This is a genomic window from Leadbetterella sp. DM7 (assembly GCF_040829825.2).
GTDB lineage: Bacteria > Bacteroidota > Bacteroidia > Cytophagales > Spirosomataceae > Leadbetterella.
Genome location: NZ_JBFOLH020000006.1, coordinates 145,975 through 160,749 on the forward strand (window position 1 = coordinate 145,975; position 14,775 = coordinate 160,749).

The window sequence follows — 14,775 nt, forward strand, 5'->3', positions numbered from 1 at the left end:
GCAACGGGCTCCGGTTAACGGGGCTCCTCCGGTACCTTCACCGTAAGTTACGCTAAACGGTATTGAAAATTAGTTGTAATTTTACGGCATAAACGTTTTACTGATGACCATCTGCCATATTCTCACCTATTCTTACGAAAACGGCGGTACTTCGAAGTTTGTTTCCGACCTGGCTTCTTTTCAGACCGAAAAGGGCGATGAAGTAAGGATTTTGTCTACCGAATTGCAGGGGCACTCCCGTTACCCGGTTCCGCCGGGTGTGGAGCTGGTTACTTTTAAGCCCGAGATGGTAACCCGGGTGATTCCGCTATACAGCTCTGACCTGTATAATTATGTGCAGGCTCACGATAAAGACATTGACGTTTACCACCTGCACTGCCTGTGGAATTACGGCGAAATGCTGGTAGATAAGCTGCATTTGCACCATAAAACGGTGGTCACTATCCACGGAAGCCTCCACCCCTACACCTTTAAAGGCCTGGTATACTACAAGCGGCTGGTGTACTCCAAATGGTTTCAGAAGAATTTCCTGCATAATGTAAGGCTGATTCATGTGAATCATGCCGGTGAGGTAAAAGATGTAGCCGATTACCTGGGGCATCGCCCGGATAACCTGGAGGTCATTCCCAACGGAACCGACATTCATGAAGTGATTCCTACCCCGCCTGATAAAAGAAACCGCAACGAGCTGCTGTATATCGGGCGGCTGCACCATAAGAAGGGATTTGATATCCTGATGCCTGCCTTTAAAAAAATTGTGAAAGCCCGGCCGGATGCCCGGCTGCTGATTGCCGGCCCCGATGACGGCATGCTGGATTATATCCGGGAGTTCACCGCGCAAAACGGACTGGAAAATCACGTGAAGATATTGGGAACTGTCACCGGCGAAGCCAAAAAAGATCTTTTCAGCAAAGCCGGTATTTTTGTGCTCCCCACTTATTCTGAGGGCTTCTCGCTGGCGGTGCTGGAAACCCTGATGTACGGACTGCCGGCCGTGGTCTCTGACCAGACCGGCCTTTCGCCCCTGCTGGAAGACTACGGCGCTGCCGAAGTAACCGCCCTAGATGCCCATGCCTACGCACAAGGCGTGCTGAAGGTCATGAACGACCCCGACCTGTACAACCGGCTTCCTGAAAACGGGCGCCGCCTGCTGGAGGAAAAGCTGGAAAAGACCAAGGTATGTACCGAGTTCAACCGGCGGGTATACGATAAGTTCAGGAGCTGAGTACCGGAAATAAACCCCCTGACGCAAAACATGACAGAAAAAGAAACCGTAAAAAGATATCTCCCTATGGTGTTGTCTATTGCCATCTTTATGCAGATGCTGGACTCCACCATTTTAAATACCTCGTTACCGGCCATTGCCCGTGATTTCGGCGAGTCTTCACTGAACATGCAAAACGCCATCATTGCCTATGTGCTTACGTTGGCCTTGTTTATGCCGGTAAGCGGTTTCCTGGCAGACAAATACGGCACCCGCCGTATTTTTATTTTTGCCCTGGTGCTTTTTGCCTCCGGGTCGGTTTTCTGCGGCTTCTCTTCCAACCTTACCCAGCTGGTCATTGCGCGGGTGGTTCAGGGGGTTGGGGGCAGCCTGATGACGCCCGTGGCCAAGCTGGCGCTGATCAAGGCTTTTCCCAAAAATGAGTTGGTCAAAGCCATGAACTTTGCCATCATCCCCGCCCTGATCGGGCCTATTTTGGGGCCCCTGGTAGGCGGTTATATGGTAGACTACCTCTCCTGGCACTGGATTTTCCTGATCAATGTGCCCATCAGCCTGGTGGGACTGGCCATGGGTTTAAAGTATATGCCCGATTACCGTTCGCAGGTCATTGATTTTGACTTTAAGGGGTTCCTGATCTTTGCAGCTGCGTCATTGCTCCTATCTATCTCTGCCGAATTGTTTACCGATGCGCATAATGTGACGCCCGTGCTCCTGATGGTCATCCTGGGCTTTGTGCTGGTGTTTTTCTATTTCAAACATTCGCATACCGACAATAACCCTATTTTTCCTTTCAGCCTGTTCCAGGTGCGGACCTTCCGGCTGGGTATCTTAGGCAACCTGGCCACCCGGCTGGGCATCAGCTCTATCGGCCTGCTGGTCCCGCTGCTGATCCAGGTGGCTTACGGAAAATCGGCCGTGGTTTCAGGCTGGCTGATTGCACCCATGGCGCTGACGGCCATTTTCGGAAAGTCATTTGTCATTGCCATTTTAAACCGGTTCGGCTACCGCACCACGCTTATGGCCAATACGGCCATTATCGGGGTAATCATTTGTTTATTCGCTATTCCGGGAGAAAACACGCCCATTATATGGTTTTTACCTATTGTAGCGCTACTGGGTTTCTTCAACTCAATCCAGTTTACTTCCATGAACACCATTTCTATTGCCGACCTGCGTGAATACCAGAACAGCAGCGGAAATTCACTGATCTCGGTTAACCAGCAGCTGGCCATCGGCTTCGGTATTTCATTCGGGCTGATCGTATTGCGGTCTTTCGAGGGAGCCCTCCACGGGCAGAGCATTCATACGGCATTCCGCTATACCTTCCTGGTGATGGGGGTGACCACCATTATTTCCGGGCTGCTCTTCAGGAGGCTGCATGTTTCTGACGGCAAAAATCTCAGAACAGCGCCCTGAAAACCGGCTTCAGGGCGCTGTATGGTTTATAAAAACCAAAGGGTGATCAAATAGTAGTGCGGAATTCCGAAATGCCTGCCGAGGTCTTCCGGCTTCACATCGGCCTGCACTACTTCGCAATAAGAGCCCCAGCCATTGGCCTGCTCATGCGGTGTGATCATGGCCAGTAACGGGATAGGCTCGCTGACATCCCAGGTCAGCTCTTTTTTGTTTCCGAAAAAATCTTTCATTGCATATCCGAACCGGTCTTTGCGCAGTACGTATTGCCTTTTTCCCGCGCCGTAACTGTAATGGCGGATCCAGGTACGGAATTTCCGGTTCTCGTTATCCAGCTCGGCAAAAAAGCGAAACGTATACACTGAGCTGTCGATTTCCATGTACTCCCTGTTGTTAAACCCGTTAAGAAGAGTATCCGTTTTTACCGGCTCGCCTTTTTCAAACTCCTTTAAAACAATCACCGGCACTTTCCCTTTTAAGGCTTCTCCTTTAAACTTAAAGTTTTCAATAGCAATGTTCTGAAAATCGAGCAGCTGGTTGATAATTTTGTTCTGTGCCCCGAAATCTGCCGTCATCTTTATTTGCTGGGCCCGGGAGAGGCCTAAGCCCAGGCACCAAACGGTTAAATACATGATACTTTTTTTCATTTCTTTTTTTTCAGGCAAACTTATGCCAGGGGGAGCCGCCAATGGGTTAAACAGCAGAAATTAGTGTGAATTAGTGTGAAAGAATGGGGTTAATGCATTTTCAAAGTCCTATTTTTGATTAATTATTTTACCCGTGAAAAAGAGCATTCTTACGGCCATCGTCCTTCTTTGCCTTACCCTGCTGGCCATTGTGGGGCTGCAGCTGTATTCGCTTATTTCGGGGTACAGGGCAGAGGAGGAGATTTTCCGGCGAAAGATCAATGAAGGACTGAAGCAGTCGGTAGAGCAGTCTTTTGAATGGAAAAGAGCCGCGGTCATTAAGGAGCTGACGGCCTACATGAATGACGAGTCCCGGGTAAAGATAACGTGCAGGTGGAGCGAGAAAAACAAAATGACCATTTTTACGATTGCAGACATAGATACTTCTATGTACGGGAATCACCGCACCAGCTTCAGCAAGGAAAGCATTTCCGAAAGAATAGACTCGATCACCCCGGAAGCTAAACAACGGTTCATCCGGGTATTTACCGGTGACGTGGAACGCGAATTGAAGAAAGGGTCGGTATGGTATTACACCATCAATATCGGCAATTTTCTTCATGAGCGATACTTAAAAACACCGGTTCCGTTGTCGGAAGCCGAGAGAATATACCGCAGGTACCTGGCCGAAAATTACATTTATGAACCCTTTGAGCTAAATCCTGCCCAACCGGAACCCAACCGTATTTCTACCCAGAAAATAAACATAACTCTTAACAGGGCAGCTGAGCCCCGGTATGTACAGGCCTTCTTTAAAAGCCCGTATTCATACATCATGCGCAGGCAGGCCGTGGCATTGACGGGGTCTTTTCTGCTGGTGGTGATATCGGTTCTTACCCTGGGCTATATGCTGAAAATCCTGCTTTCCCAGCAAAAGCTGAACGAGCAGAAAGACCAGCTGGTGACCAACATCACCCATGAGCTGAAAACGCCGCTGGCTACCATCCAGCTAACCGCAGAAGCCATGAAAGCGTTTGACCTGGGCCGGGAAGAGCGGCAAAGCTACCTGGATATTATACTCCGGAATACGGAGTCGCTGGATATGCTCACGACCGAGATACTTACCGAAGCGCGGGTGGGGCAGCTCTCTCCGCAAATACAGCCTACCCCGCTGCGGGCGTTGATAGACGAAACCCGGAAGAACAGCAGCGGTGACCTCGAGATTATAAACGAAGTGGGTCCGTCATTAACCCTGCCTACCGATCCAAAGCTGCTGGGAAAGGTTCTCCGGAACTTAACCGATAACGCCGCCCGGTACCATACCGGCACCGGCAAGCAGGTAATTATTTCTGCCGTTCAGGAGAAGCAGATCCTGAAAATCTCGGTGGCAGATAACGGGCCGGGCATACCGGATGCCTATAAAGAAAAGGTCTTTGAACGTTTTTTCCGCGTTCCTACGCACGATATCCATGACCAGCGGGGTTACGGTATAGGACTGAGCTATGTGAAACAGGCCATGAAGCTACTGGGTGGAAAGGTGGAGTTAAAAGATAATTTACCGCACGGAAGCATTTTTACATTGATTTTTCCGAAATGAAAAAAATCCTGATCGCCGAAGACGAGCTTTCGCTTGCCGGGGTTATTGCCGACAGCCTGAAACGCAAAGGCTTTGCCGTTAAAACAGCCGAAAACGGACTGGAAGCCATAAAGCAGGTCCATACGGAAGCTTTTGACCTGTATATCCTGGATGTGATGATGCCCAAACTTAGCGGATGGGATGTAGCCGGGGAAATCAGGAAACATGACCCCGATACGCCGATCCTGTTCCTGACCGCCAAAACCGGGAAAGAAGATCTTATCAAAGGATATGGAGCCGGAGGCAACGATTATCTCCGGAAGCCCTTCCATTTCGAGGAATTGCTGCTCCGGATAAAAGAGCTCCTGAACCGGGTTCCCGAACCTGCGGTTTCTGAGAATATACAGGTAGGCCGCTACATCTTTAACCCTGTCAGGCAGGAGCTTTCTTTCCAAAACGAAACCGAAAACCTATCGTATAAAGAAAACGAGCTGCTGAAAGAGCTGGTAAGGAGCCGGGGCGAGGTGCTGGACCGGAAAAAGGTGCTGCTCCGGCTCTGGGGAGATGATGATTTCTTCAGCACCCGGAATATGGATGCCTACATTTCCCGGCTGAGAAAGAAATTCAAAAAAGACCCCGCTGTTTCTATTCTGAACATCCGGGGTCTCGGGTATAAGTTAGTTACCTGAACAGGTCTCTTTTATATACGGTCATCATTGGCATTGCTTGATTTCCCTTTCTTCATTTCCTTGTTGTTACCCAACCGGTAATTTAACGATACGCCTACCCGCCGTGAATCGAAATAGCTCAGGGAGGTGATGTAGGCATTGGTGACATTGGTGCTCCAGCTACGGTTTTTCCAGGAATGGAAGAGATCATCTACCGATACGTTCAGGCTGGCTTTTTCTTTCAGGAATTTATATTGGAAACCGAGGTTTACCATATACCGGGCTTTGGTAACCACCTGGCCGTTCAGGTCTTTGCTGGCGTAGTTGATATAGGAAGAGGCGGTCAGGTTCCTGGCCAGGGTAAAGTGGTTATTGAGCTCTATACGGGCCACATTTATGCTGTAATCCAGGTTTTCCACGTATATTTTTCCTCTTAAGCCCATGTGGGTCGCCCGAACGGTATAATTTACGTTCCACCATTTAGCCAGCCTGCTGTGCAGGCCTACGCTGGTCATATACATATACCCTTTGGCGATGTTGTCGTATTTGGTGTAAAATTTGTTATCAATGGTTTCGGTTGTGGGCAGAATAACGTCTGTAAACGGATTGTAATGGGCCGCGATCTCGTATTTTCCCCCGGTTCTGAAATTGATCTCGTACCGGTTCTGCAGCTGTGGGTTGAGCTCAGGATTCCCCGTAGCATAGTTGTACGGGTCGCGGTATTGCATAAACGGGTTGAGGTAGAGGTAATACGGGCGCACCAGCCGTTTCTGGGTCAGGAAGGTAAGCACCCGGGTGCCGGCAGAATCGAGCTTATAGCTCAGGATGAAGTTATGAAATACATTCACGTATGAACGCTCAAAGCCCGAGCGCTCTACCGCTTCATTGCCCAGCTGCAGGCCCTCGGCCCGGGTGGTTTCTACCCGGATACCGGCTTTCAGGTCCCAGCGCCTGAATCTTTTGCTGCCGCTTACATAGGCTGCATTGATGTTTTCTTTGTAGAGGAAATGGTTGGTCTTCGGCCAGTCAATAACCGGCCCGCTCTCCGCAATATCAAAATACCGGTTATTGTTATTGTTGTTCATAAAGCTGCTCTTCATGCCGGCTTCCAGGTTTCCTCCTTTTATGGGATGCACGTAGTCGATATTGACAGAGCGGGTCCTGATGCGGGTATCCAGCACATATTCAAACGGCTCGCTGCTGTTAAAGCGCTGGGTGCCGTCCATCAGGTAGCGCACCTGGTTTACTTCCAGCGACAGCTCACGGCCTTTGCCGTTGAATTTCTGACTGATGTAGGCCGATGCCCCGTCAAAGGTTTTGTTTTCTTCGTTCGGGTTGATCACACTATATGCCAAGGCTGCTTCACGGTTGACAATCGTTCTTTCAGAGGGCGAAAACGGCCGGCTGTTCCTGTAGAAAACTCCTACTGTGGTTTTGTCTGACAGGAAATAATCGAGGCCTCCATGAACGTTAAACCCCCTGCTTTGGCTAAGGTTTCTTATCGCTGTGCTTACCGTTACGTTTTCATCCAGGAAGCGGGTGTCTCTCCACTCTTTCTCTTCATACGTCTCGTTGAAGTATCCGCCGGAAACATACGTATATATTTTGCCCTGGTTGTAATTCAGGCTTACGCCGTCAAAATTCCGCCAGTATTTCCCGGTTCCGTGCGAGGCATTCAGGCTTCCGGCCCACCCGATATTCCGGTTTTGCCGCAGCTTCAGGTTAATGATGGCGCCTCCGGCGGCGTCATACCGGGCCGGCGGGTTATCGATCAGCTCAATTTTTTCAATATCGGCGGCCGCCAGCGACTTCAGGTAGTTTTCCAGGTCGCGGCCGGCCAGGTTGGTAGGCCGGCCGTTAATAAATACGGCTACTCCTGATTTTCCGTTCAGCGAAACGGAGTTGTCCCGCACGTTTACCCCCGGCGTTTTCTCCAGGAGGCTGTAGGCGCTGCCTGTATTTCCGCCGGGCATGGCCTCCACATTCACGATGGTGCGGTCTATTTCGTTTTCGATCATGGGCTTCCGGCCCTGCACCACCACTTCATTTAAAGCAGTTTCTCCCGACTCTTCAAGCACCAGGTTATTGAAAGTATAGGACGCTTCAACCGGCCCGGAGCGGTAGGGCTTGTATCCTATGTACGTTATTTTTACGATGTATTTCCGGTCCGCATTCAGCTGATCAAAGCGAAACAGGCCTGAAGAATCGGTAAATTTTCCCTGCACCAGCAGGCTGTCGGCGTACAGCGTCACCGTTGCCCCGGTGACGGGTTCATTTTGCCGGTTAATCACATTCCCGGAGATGGTCTGGGCGAAAACGTTTCCTGTAAACAATAATAGCAGTATTATCTTTTTCATTGGTTTGAATTTTTCTTCAAATCTCCGTTGATGAAGATTTACGGGAAAATTCACCTGACAGACACCCGGGAATGAATGACCAATAACAGAAATTTAATGACGGGGAGCCGGGAGCTACGGCAAAGGGGGGTTTACCTGCTTAACCGGCCACCCAAATGCTGCGCCCGTCATTAAAAAACGGATTTCTGCCCGTCTTTTCCCGGTTTTCATCATCTTTGTTTTCTGTAAGTGTACGCCGGGCTGAACTTTGTACGTAAAACAGGAAATATGGTAAGGCTTTTAAAAAAATACGGGTTATGGCTTGTGCTCCTGAGCATCCCGCTCTGGAACATCTTCAATATGATCTTTGTCCCCCTGGGTATTGCAGAGGAGGAGTCGGTGGCTACGGGTACGGTTATTTTATTTTACCTGGGGCTGTATATCGGGCATAGCATAGGGGTTCTGTATTTTAAAGATGCGCGGGAAATTCCGCAGCAAACCGCTGTGCGCGGGGCACTGGCCCTGGTAGCGGTGGTGATGGCCTGGATCGGCCTGATCCGCTACAGCCGGCATTCTCCCTTTGAAACGGCCAATGCCTTCCTGATCATTTTCATGGCCTTTATCCTGGCTATTTCCCTGGCGCTGGCAGGCACGGCCTTCCGGCTGGTTTCTGAAAATAAAGTAAAGGATACCGAGTCAATGGCCCTGGTCAGCCAGAGTGAGCTTCAGCTTCTGCAATCGCAGCTCAGTCCGCATTTCTTATTTAATACCCTGAACAACCTGTACGGGCTTTCGCTGGCAAAAGACGAAAAGCTGCCGGGCTTGTTGCTCAAGCTGTCGGAGCTGCTCCGGCATTCGGTTTACCAGAGCGGCAGTACATTTGTTCCGTTGAATGAAGAGATAAATTACATCAAAAATTACATAGAGTTCGAAAAAATACGCCTGGAAGGGCGTCTTCAGCTGTCCGTAACGCTGGAAGAGTCTACCCAGGTGAACATTGCACCCATGTTATTGATTGTATTTGTGGAAAACGCCTTCAAGCATTCCAAAAACACGGCAGATCCGGTTATACAGATCGATATTAATCTCAAAGTATGGGAAAATAACATCCTGTTTTCCATATTTAATACATTTGACGTTTCACAGGTCAAACAGAATGACCTGAACAAAAACAGCGGCCTGGGGCTGGAAAATGCCAAAAGAAGGTTAAACCTGCTCTATACTGATCGCCACGAATTGAGCATCGAAGAAACAGCCCGTACCTATAAAGTGCTTTTACAGTTAAAAACATCCTGAAATGAAGTGTTTGATCGTAGATGATGAACCCATTGCCCGGGAAATACTGAAGACGTATTGTTCACATTTCCCCGACCTGCAGATAGCCGGAAGCTGCAGCAATGCGTTAGAGGCCAGGCGCCTGCTGGAGACCGAAAAGATAGACCTTCTTTTCCTGGATATCAACATGCCCTTGCTTGACGGCATATCTTTCCTGAAAACGCTGCGGTCAAAACCCCGGGTGATCCTGACCACTGCCTATAAGGAATATGCGGTAGATGCGTTTGACCTGGAAGTGACCGACTACCTTGTCAAGCCCTTTTCACTGGAACGTTTTATCCTGGCGCTCGACAAAGTGAGGGAGAACCCGGTGGTCCGGCCCGTTGCAGAGGAGGATCCGGGCGTATTTCTGAAATCAGAAGGTAAAATTTTCCAGGTCAGGTTCAGCGATATTATTTATGCCGAGGCCAACGGGAATTATACCCTGGTTTGTACGGGAGATCAAACCTTAAAATCGCCGGTTACCTTTTCGGCCTTTGAAGCCCTTTTACCCGATACCGGCTTTGAAAGAACGCACCGCTCCTTTATCATTAACCGGAGCAGGATCACCCATATCGAAGGCAACCGTGTATTCCTGGACAGGCACGAAGTACCGATAGGCCAGAATTATCGGGAAGCATTTCTCAGGAGCCTGGGGCTGTAGGAAACGGCCTGATTTTCGCGCTTAAAAGTGCCACCAGGCACATGCCCAGGGTGATCGGTATCAGCAACAGCAAAGAGTAGGTCCAGTCGGAGGTCTGGTCGTATATCCATCCAAAAAGCGGGGGTGAGGCAGCGGCAATCAGGTAACCGAACGACTGGGCCATACCCGACAGCTGGGCGGCTTTCTGAGGGGTTTGCGTTTTCAGTACAAAGAACATCAGTACAATACTGAAGGCCAGCCCGGTGCCTATACCGATGCAAATCACCGAAGGAATCACATAAGTGGTTTTGAAAAAGACCAGCCCCAAAACACCGATAAGCATTACGGCCGTGGTAAACAGGATAAGGTTGGTGTGCTTTTTTATCCTGGCGGTGATCACCGGCCCCAGGAGGGTAATGGGCAGCTGGGTCATCTGGATGTAGGAGAACGTCCACCCGGCCTGCTCTTCGGTCATCCCCCACTCCTGCAGTACTACCGGAAGCCACGCCACAAATACATAGAACAGGCACGATTGCAGGCCCATAAAAATGGTAATGTACCAGGCCAGGGGTGATCTTAACAGCTCAGAGAATCCTCCGGCAGCTGCCTGGACCGCTTTATCACGGGGCCGGAGCTGGGGTATCCACACTACGAAGCCGATAATGGCCGGGATAACCCATACCCCGATGGAGCCTTTCCACCCCAGACCGGTCAATAGGCCGATCTGTACACTGAACCCGGAGGCCAGCACCCCTGCAACATTCATGGAAAGGGCGTTTATACCTGTCATTAAACCCATTTTTTCCGGGAAGCGAAGCTTGATAAAAGCCGGCATCAGCACATTGCCTACGGTAATGGCTACACCGATGAGTGCGGCTCCCACAAACAGCAGGCCCACGTTTCCCGAAGCACGGGCCAGCAGCCCTATCACGAGCACGGGCATGGAATACCAAAGCACCCGTTCAAGCCCAAGGCCGGAGGCCAGCCGGGGAATAAAAATAGAAAGACAGCCAAAGGCCAGCAGAGGCAGCGTGGTGATCAGCCCGGCTTCCAGGTTATTCAGGCTTAAGCGACTGATGATCTCATTCACTACCGGGCTTATGGAGGTGAGCGGCGCTCTCATGTTGATAGCCATAAACACCACTCCCAATACGGTCATCAGGACTCCCTTATTCACTTTGTCGCGATTCATTGCTGCCATTTGTAAAAGCCGCGAAGATACGCCTTTATCCGGCAAGGGCCAACACCTTATTCTTTAATGTATCCTTTATCCCGGTACTTCTGGATATACATCTTATCCAGCTCTTCCGAATCTTTGTATTTCTTCCGCAGGGCATCCAGCTTTTTATGCAATTCCTCCCTGACCTGCGCATACGCCGGATCGTTGTATACGTTTTTCATTTCGTTTTTATCGAGGGTACGGTCGTAGAGCTCCCATTCGTCAATATCGTAGTAAAAATGCACCAGCTTATATTTCTCGGTAACGATACCGTAATGCCGCTTGACCATGTGCACGCTGGGGTATTCGTAATAATGGTAGTAGGCGGCATCCCTGAAGTTCTTTCCTTTTCCTTTAAAAAGGGGCACCAGGCTTTCGCCCTGCATATCGGCGGGGGCTTTTATGCCGGCGGCATCCAGGAACGTCTGGGCGAAATCGAGGTTCTGTACCATGTTTGAGTTTTTTGATCCGGGCCGGATCACGCCGTTCCATTGTACCAGCAGCGGGGTTTTGAATGATTCGTCAAAAATAAACCGTTTGTCGTACCAGCCGTGCTCACCCAGGTAAAAGCCCTGGTCAGAGGTGTACACAATGATCGTGTTTTTATCCAGCCCGTTTTCTTTGAGAAAGTCGAGCACCTTCCCTACTCCTTCATCTACCGCTGCAATGGTACCCAGGTAGTCCTGCATGTAGCGTTGATAGCGCCATTTCATTTTATCTCTTTCGGTCATTTTGGGAAAATCTTTGATAAACTGCTCGTTCATTTTCCCGTAGGCGGCGTCCCATTTTTTCCGTTGTTCGGGGTTCATTCTCCCCACTACGTAGTTGTAATTGCCTTTGTCGTACGGATGGCTCTCTTTGATGCCCAGCTTATCCATATTCTCCGGGAAAATCTTGGAGTCGCCAGCCCAGTTCATATGGGTAAGCAGGTTCATTTCGGCCTCTTTGCTGGCCCGGCCCCGGCCTTCGTAGTCATCAAAGAGGGTTTCGGGTTCGGGAAATTCTTTTTTCAGGTATTCTTCGTAATGCCTTTCCGCAGGCAGCCATTCGCGGTGCGGTGCCTTGTGCAGGTAGGCCAGGAAGAAGGGTTTTTCCGGATCGCGTTCTTTTTTGAGCCAGTTCAGGGTAAATTCAGTGATCAGGTCGGTTACATAACCGGTAAATTTCTGGTTGCCCTGCTTTTTGGTAATAAAGTCGGGGTTGTAATAGTCTCCCTGATCAGGGAGAATCTTGAATTCATCAAAGCCTTTGGGGTTATTGCCAAAATGGAGCTTTCCAAACATGGCCGTCTGGTAGCCGTTGGCCTGCAGAATCTGCGGAAAAGTAATGTTGGTGGTATCAAAAGGGAAGTAATTGTCGATCTTCCCGTTAATATGGGAGTGCTTGCCGGTCAGGATCACCGCGCGCGAAGGCGAGCAGATGGAGTTGGTGACACAGGCATTGGTAAAGAGCATCCCGTTTTGGGCAATCCGGTCAATGTTCGGCGTATGGGTCAGTCGCGGATTGTAGGCCGATATGGCCTGGTACGCGTGATCATCCGACATGATGAAGACGATGTTGGGGCGGGAGTCGGGCCGGGTTCTGAAGGCCCAAAAGGTCAGGCCGCTCAGCGCTATAAGGAGGAGTATTTTTCCTTTCATAGTATACAATTGGTTTTCTACAGGTATATAACGGTTTTTTCTGCAGCAGGCACCAGCTTTCCTATAGGCTCCGTGAAGGCAGAATATTCTTTTTCTTCCAGTATCTGCCGGACTTCCGCCAGGCCGTCCGGACTCACGGCTATGAGCAGCCCGCCATTCGTCTGAGGATCCTGCAAAAGCTGGAAAGATTCCATGGCATCCACTGACGCCTCAAAGGCTATCTTCTGATGATAGCTTTTCCAGTTCCGGTAAGTAGCATCGGGAATAACATTCTGCCGGAGGTATTTCTTTGCTGCTTCCAGCTTAGGAATCCTGGTATATTCCAGCACAGCCGAAAGGCCCGAGCCTTCGGCCATTTCAATGAGGTGTCCGCTGAGGCCGAAGCCCGTGACGTCGGTCATGGCATGAACGGCGTCGGAAAGGCCGAGGTCAGCCCCAATGCTGTTTAGCTGTATCAGTTGCCGGTAAAGCAGCTCTTCGTCTTCGGCCGTGATCAGGTCGCGTTTGGCAGCGGTGGCCAATACTCCCACTCCCAGGGGTTTGGTCAGCAGCAGGAGGTCACCTTCCTGTGCCCGGTTATTTTGCTTGAGGTGTTTCGTCTTCACCATACCATTCACCGATAACCCGAAAATGGGCTCGGGGCTGTCAATGCTGTGGCCGCCGGCCAGGGGAATGCCCGCTTCACTGCATATGCTTCTTGCGCCCTCCAGCACCTGCTGTGCCAGAGCCGCCGGGAGCTTGTCTACCGGCCAGCCCAGAATAGCCAGCGCCAGCAGCGGCCTGCCGCCCATTGCATAGACATCGCTGATGGCGTTGGCGGCGGCTACTTTTCCGAAAATAACCGGATCATTAACAATAGGCGTAAAAAAATCGGTAGTGGCAATGAGCGCATCGGTAGGGCTAAGCCGGTATACGGCGGCATCATCGCGGGTGCCGTTGCCTACCATCAGCTCATCAAATGTATTTTGTACAGAATTACTTTTAAGTATTTCATCCAGGACCTGCGGTGCTATTTTGCATCCGCATCCGGCTCCATGGGCATATTGGGTAAGTTTTATTTCTTCGTGCATTGTATTTTTTCCAGGATTATCCGGGCGTTGGTTTCGGCATCGGTACCGGGCAGTTCAATATGAAGGCTTTCGGGTTGAAATACGGCCATGCCTTTGTCGTACCACCGGTCGTAATAGGTTAAAAGAATAGAGAATGCGTTGCGGATATCGTTATTCTGCAGAAAGGCCACAGCTCTCTGTGCTTCCAGGCCTCCCAGACGTTTCCGGATCCTTTCTACTCCTTTGATCAGCTGCCCGGTGTCGTACTTCCCGTATTCCTGCTCAATATACGACAGCCGGTTTTCAGAAGAAATACCGATATCCACCCGCGGTGCCGCTTTCATTTGCCTGAAGAAGCTATAATGGATATCTACATTTCCTATACGGCTGCTCTCGCTTTCCACCCAGATGGCCGGGTCTTCAAAGGTTTTCCCGGAAAGCTCAAAAAGTGCCCCGGCCAGGCGGTTCTCAAATTGCTCGTTGCTGCATTGCGGGGCCATTCCCAGGCCTCCAAAGGCCGAGCCCCGGTGACCGGCAAGAGCTTCCAGGTCAAGCACCGGCTGGCCTGACCGCTCCAGCTCTTTTAAGATTCCTGTTTTCCCGCTGCCGGTGTAGCCGCTTAAAATCCGTAATGAATGCGGCCGCGCCAGGATGTCCAGCACCCGGTTCCGGTAGGCTTTGTAGCCGCCGTCTAAGGTCAGCACGTCAAAGCCGTAAAGCCCCAGCAGCCAGGAAACAGCCTCGCTTCGCATGCCGCCTCTCCAGCAATGCACTATTACCTGCCGGGTTCCTTTTTCGTCCGGGAGGTTCTCCACCTGCTCTACCATGGGTCTCATTTTGGGTCCGAAAAAATCAAGCCCGGCCTTGATGGCCAGCTCCCGGCTTTGCTGCTTATAGGTAGTACCCACTATCTTCCTTTCCTCATCGGTAAAAAGAGGAACAGAGACCGCGCCGGGATAATGCGCCTGAAGGTATTCTGACGGACTCCGTACATCAATAACCGGGTAGTGCAATCCCAGCCTGAAGAATTCATCTACCGATATCCGACGTGCTGCCATAGGACAAA

At 50.5% G+C, this 14,775-nt stretch carries 12 protein-coding genes; 6 read left to right on the top strand and 6 right to left on the bottom strand.

All coding sequences use genetic code 11. The annotated features are described in order from the left end of the window. Positions 1 to 103 precede the first annotated feature (103 nt). Together AB2U10_RS09365 and AB2U10_RS09370 are read left to right on the top strand one after the other, a co-directional pair. Positions 104 to 1,225 carry a glycosyltransferase gene (locus tag AB2U10_RS09365; protein WP_367913829.1) on the top strand — a complete coding sequence of 374 codons (1,122 nt, stop codon included), beginning with the start codon at positions 104 to 106 and terminating at the stop codon, positions 1,223 to 1,225. Between the two features lie 30 nt (positions 1,226 to 1,255). Next, positions 1,256 to 2,641 (top strand): DHA2 family efflux MFS transporter permease subunit, encoded by a 1,386-nt coding sequence (locus AB2U10_RS09370; protein ID WP_367913830.1) that lies wholly within the window; start codon positions 1,256 to 1,258, stop codon positions 2,639 to 2,641. A gap of 26 nt (positions 2,642 to 2,667) precedes the next feature. Here AB2U10_RS09370 and AB2U10_RS09375 read toward each other — a convergent pair whose 3' ends face one another. Beyond that, a complete protein-coding gene (locus AB2U10_RS09375; RefSeq protein ID WP_367913831.1) occupies positions 2,668 to 3,270 on the bottom strand; it encodes a hypothetical protein in 603 nt (200 codons plus the stop codon). 148 nt (positions 3,271 to 3,418) lie between these two features. Between AB2U10_RS09375 and AB2U10_RS09380 the strand changes: the two genes are divergently transcribed. Together AB2U10_RS09380 and AB2U10_RS09385 are read left to right on the top strand one after the other, a co-directional pair. Next, complete coding sequence (locus tag AB2U10_RS09380; protein ID WP_367913832.1) at positions 3,419 to 4,861, top strand: sensor histidine kinase; 1,443 nt, start codon at positions 3,419 to 3,421, stop codon at positions 4,859 to 4,861. Then, entirely contained in the window at positions 4,858 to 5,529 is a 672-nt protein-coding gene (locus tag AB2U10_RS09385; RefSeq protein ID WP_367913833.1) for a response regulator transcription factor, read from the top strand. Before AB2U10_RS09380 ends, AB2U10_RS09385 begins: the two co-directional genes overlap by 4 nt. A gap of 11 nt (positions 5,530 to 5,540) precedes the next feature. Here AB2U10_RS09385 and AB2U10_RS09390 read toward each other — a convergent pair whose 3' ends face one another. Beyond that, the gene (locus AB2U10_RS09390; protein ID WP_367913834.1) at positions 5,541 to 7,865 is read right to left on the bottom strand and encodes an outer membrane beta-barrel protein; all 2,325 of its coding nucleotides are present in this window, start codon (positions 7,863 to 7,865) and stop codon (positions 5,541 to 5,543) included. Between the two features lie 267 nt (positions 7,866 to 8,132). Here AB2U10_RS09390 and AB2U10_RS09395 point away from each other — a divergent pair, with 267 nt between their 5' ends. After that, complete coding sequence (locus AB2U10_RS09395; protein WP_367913835.1) at positions 8,133 to 9,140, top strand: sensor histidine kinase; 1,008 nt, start codon at positions 8,133 to 8,135, stop codon at positions 9,138 to 9,140. A gap of 1 nt (position 9,141) precedes the next feature. Further along, on the top strand, positions 9,142 to 9,822 hold the full coding sequence (locus AB2U10_RS09400; protein ID WP_367913836.1) for a LytR/AlgR family response regulator transcription factor: 681 nt from the start codon (positions 9,142 to 9,144) through the stop codon (positions 9,820 to 9,822). Here AB2U10_RS09400 and AB2U10_RS09405 read toward each other — a convergent pair. From AB2U10_RS09405 to mnmH, 4 genes are read right to left on the bottom strand one after another with little or no spacing between them, the layout of a single operon-like run. Beyond that, positions 9,803 to 11,002, bottom strand: coding sequence for a CynX/NimT family MFS transporter (locus tag AB2U10_RS09405; protein WP_367913837.1), 1,200 nt, complete (start codon positions 11,000 to 11,002; stop codon positions 9,803 to 9,805). The two genes, AB2U10_RS09400 and AB2U10_RS09405, sit on opposite strands and share 20 nt — an antisense overlap. A gap of 47 nt (positions 11,003 to 11,049) precedes the next feature. After that, positions 11,050 to 12,660 carry a sulfatase family protein gene (locus tag AB2U10_RS09410; protein WP_367913838.1) on the bottom strand — a complete coding sequence of 537 codons (1,611 nt, stop codon included), beginning with the start codon at positions 12,658 to 12,660 and terminating at the stop codon, positions 11,050 to 11,052. 17 nt (positions 12,661 to 12,677) lie between these two features. Then, entirely contained in the window at positions 12,678 to 13,730 is a 1,053-nt protein-coding gene (gene selD / locus AB2U10_RS09415; RefSeq protein ID WP_367913839.1) for a selenide, water dikinase SelD, read from the bottom strand. Next, positions 13,715 to 14,767, bottom strand: coding sequence for a tRNA 2-selenouridine(34) synthase MnmH (mnmH, locus tag AB2U10_RS09420; protein WP_367913840.1), 1,053 nt, complete (start codon positions 14,765 to 14,767; stop codon positions 13,715 to 13,717). Before mnmH ends, selD begins: the two co-directional genes overlap by 16 nt. Between the last annotated feature and the right edge of the window lie 8 nt (positions 14,768 to 14,775).